This is a genomic window from Anoxybacillus sp. LAT27, from assembly GCF_022030075.1.
GTDB classification, from domain to species: Bacteria; Bacillota; Bacilli; order Bacillales; family Anoxybacillaceae; genus Anoxybacillus; species Anoxybacillus kestanbolensis.
In genome coordinates this window covers 1-233 of sequence record NZ_JAIWYK010000294.1, presented here as the reverse complement: position 1 = coordinate 233, position 233 = coordinate 1, and the positions used below count along the sequence as shown (strand labels likewise).

The window sequence follows — 233 nt, the reverse complement described above, 5'->3', positions numbered from 1 at the left end:
ATCTTCTACCGGCTGGAATTTATCTGCCCCAATAGGCCGATACATGGCCATGCGGGGCCCCCAGAACACACCCTTCCACAGGTACATCATGGAGACCAGCGCACCTATGGACGACACAATGATGACGGCAATAACAGTCCAGCCCAGTGCCCCGCCGGTGGTTGCCGCAGACTGGGCAATACCCACTTTGGCCAGTACCCCGGAAAACGGTGGGAAGCCCACTAGGCTCAGCA

At 58.4% G+C, this 233-nt stretch carries 1 protein-coding gene; it reads right to left on the bottom strand.

Going from position 1 to position 233, the window contains the following annotated elements; all coding sequences use genetic code 11:
• A partial coding sequence (locus LD028_RS18250) for a hypothetical protein (protein ID WP_237811676.1) occupies positions 1-186 on the bottom strand: 186 nt, incomplete at its 3' end.
• Positions 187-233 lie beyond the last annotated feature (47 nt).